The sequence below is a fragment of the Methanobrevibacter sp. genome (assembly GCF_045636185.1).
Taxonomy (GTDB): Archaea; Methanobacteriota; Methanobacteria; order Methanobacteriales; family Methanobacteriaceae; genus Methanocatella.
The window spans coordinates 1-3,235 of the sequence record NZ_JAZTXC010000025.1 but is presented as its reverse complement, the minus strand read 5'-3'; the positions used below and the strand labels follow the sequence as shown (position 1 = coordinate 3,235).

Annotated in this window: 2 protein-coding genes; one reads left to right on the top strand and one right to left on the bottom strand. The window is 33.4% G+C overall.

Annotation, left to right across the window (positions count from 1 at the left end; genetic code table 11):
* Window positions 1-171 precede the first annotated feature (171 nt).
* Entirely contained in the window at window positions 172-1,644 is a 1,473-nt protein-coding gene (locus ACKI3Q_RS01970) for a sodium-dependent transporter (protein ID WP_407413765.1), read from the top strand.
* Window positions 1,645-2,091: 447 nt separating this feature from the next.
* On the opposite strand, the gene ACKI3Q_RS01965 is transcribed toward ACKI3Q_RS01970, so the two are convergent.
* The coding region (locus ACKI3Q_RS01965; protein WP_407413763.1) for a DUF11 domain-containing protein at window positions 2,092-3,235 on the bottom strand (1,144 nt) is incomplete at its 5' end.

Below are 3,235 nucleotides of genomic sequence, written 5' to 3'. Positions count from 1 at the left end.
TTGTTAATTATAATCTTTTTTTTATTCATATATAATGTTTTTCGCATGTAAGTACACACTTACATCTCTGAATTTAAAAATAACAATAAATTAGAACTAATGACTATTTTACAAAAATATATAATGTCTAAATAATATATTTACATTATATAACTTTGGTAGAAAAATACTATGACTAATGAAAATCAGTGGGACAGCAAGCTGACATTTGTGCTTGCAATGATTGGGTCTGCAGTTGGCCTTGGAAATATATGGCGATATCCCTATGTGCTTTACTCCAGTGGAGGAGGAGCATTTTTCATCCCTTATATCATAGCTATTTTAATAATGGGTATTCCTGTTTTAATTTTGGAATATGGGATGGGACTCAAATTCAAATCATCTTATGCAAAGACCATTACAAAAATAGATTCAAGATGGCAATTTCTGGGATGGTTAATCCCCGTATCGTTATTGATGGTAATGATTTATTACTCTAGTATTTTAGGTATTGACTTAATTTATGGTGTTTTAAGTTTATCAAAAGGATGGGGAGCAAATCCGAGTATTTTCTACTCAAGTATGCTCATGCAGGCTTCAACTAGTTATTGGGGTTTGCTTAATTTCATTCCTGTAATCGCCATTTCTACTCTTGTCGGTTGGATTGTGGTTTGGTTCGTATCCCATAGGGATCTGGAAAGCGGTTTAGGAAAAGTATCAAAGATTTTTGTTCCGTTGCTCTTCATTATTATGATTGTAATAGTCATTTTTTCACTTACCCTTCCGGGAGCTTCAATAGGACTCAGTGAATTATACAATCCGGACTGGTCACAGCTGACTAATTTTAATGTTTGGATGTTGGCATTTGGTCAAATAATCTTTTCTTTAAATATAGGATTGTCCGGAACAGTAACCTATGCCAGTTATCTTAAGGAAGACATAGACATAATTTCCAATACATTCATCATCGCTTTTGCAAATTCATTTTTTGAAAATATCGCTGCTATTGCTGTGTTTTCAGTTTTGGGCTATATGTCTTTGCAGACAGCAACTCCTATTGCAAATATTATCGACCAGGGAACCGGACTGATATTTGTAATATACCCTACTGTATTTAACATTTTAGGTGACTTGGCTTATATTCTAGGACCATTATTCTTTTTAACAATTTATATTGCTGGAATTACAAGCATTTTATCTATGATTGAACCATTATCATTTTCAATACAAAGCAAATTCAATATTTCACGTAAGAGAACTGTAACAATATTGTGTATAGTTGGCGGTTTGGCAGCCCTTGTTTATGCAACATCTTTCGGCTCCTCATTGCTTGAGTATATTGATACATATATTAATCAAATTTCCGGATTGTTCTGTGTTGTTTTGGAGTGCATACTATTTGCCTGGATATTCAAGGCTGAAAAACTTATTGATTTTTTAAATTCCAAATCAAAGTCAGTTAAAATTGGTAAAACCTGGCTGTTTATTGTAAAATATCTTCTTCCATTATTTTTAATGATTATCTGGATTGGCGGAATGTTTGCTGTATTGAATTCATATACGTTTGATAAGTTACTCATTACAATTACCACTGCATTAATAATTTATGTGGTTTGTGTGATATTAACCCTTAAGAAAGCCACTAATCCTGAATGGAATGAATGATTCATATTCATTTTTAGCTTTATTGTGCAAGAATTTTTCTGCTTCTACAAGCTGGAATGGTTCAAACTAGTGATTTTTACTTTTTTCTGGATTAATGTTTCGTATTTTTCATATCATATTTTTTTGGGATATGCGATTCGATATTGCCATCATAATTCTTTAAGTTCCAGTTGATTAAATCAAAAGTAAATACTTTTCCATGATTTTAATGAAATGTATTTTGCATTTATTTCATTACTATAATAAATTCATTTGATTTTAAGTTTGCCATGTATAAGAAAAAGAATAGGGAGGTATAAATCTTCAAGTTAGAATACATTTCACACCATCGGCTAGAAAAAATAGAAATTGATTTATGCATGTTTTAATTGTTAAATTTTCATAATGATTAATTAATTTAGAAATCGGTTAAAAAAAAGAAAAGGTGGGAAAAGTTAATTTCCCGTTTTAATGTTTTTTTCTTATAGATACGACAGCAACAGAGAACAATGCTAAGATAACCATTAGGATTGGGTTACCTGCAGCAGGCAATGTGTTGACTGGAGGTTTTACATTAGTGTCATTTCCGTCTTTAGGCACATCTTTAATAACTACACTTGCAGAGCCATTGTTGTTGGACATGTTAGGATCATAAGTATCACTTGAAACAAATGCTGCATTGGTGTATGTTCCTTCTTTTAAAGCTTTAGTGACAACACTAAGTGTAACTTTTTCGCCTGGAGCTAAATATCCAATAGTCCAAATGCCAGTGTTTTTATCGTAAGTACCTTTTGATGGAACAAAGTCAATAACTTCTAACTCAGAAGGTAAATTATCGAATACGATTACATTGACTGCAGCGTCAGGACCATGGTTTATTACTTCAGTGTTGAATATGATTTGGTCTCCAACATATGCGTGATCAACATTAACTGTTTTGATAAGCTCTAAATCAGCCATAGGAACTCTGGTTGAATTGTTAGCATAGTTGTTATTCATATTCGGATCAAATGTGTCTGAGGAAACGGATGCATTACAAGTAATGTCAATGCCAGGAACAATTACACTAGTATCAACATTCAAGATGACTGTTTGACCAGGTTCGAGATTTCCTATATTCCAAATACCTGTATTGACATCATAAGCTCCACCTGAATTGTCTCCATTATAAACTAATCCTTCAGGTAGCTTATAGGATACTTGTGTATTGACAGCAGTGTCAGGACCGTTGTTGGTAACAATAACTGTCCAGGTAATTTTGTCGTTTAAATTAGGTGTAGCATTGGAAACCAATACTTCAACTTCCAAGTCGGCCTCAGGAAGAACAGTAATGGAGCTGTTGTCCTTATTATTGTTCATATTAGGGTCGTAGGTATCGGATGATACATTAACATCACTGGTTATTGTTGTGTTTGTAGCGTTTACAACTGTTGTGATTGTTATTGTAACTGTTTCTCCTACTGGTAAGTCTCCTATTGTCCATCTGCCGGTTTCGTTGTCGTATGCGCCATGTGAGTCGTCTGAGATGTATATTAATCCTTCAGGTAATATGTCGTCTAGTATTGTGTTTATTGCATCGTCAGGTCCGTTGTTGGTTACGTTGATTGTCCAG

Coding starts and splice junctions, on each gene's coding strand:
- ACKI3Q_RS01970 (WP_407413765.1), top strand. CDS start 172: ATGACTAATGAAAATCAGTGGGACAGCAAGCTGACATTTGTGCTTGCA.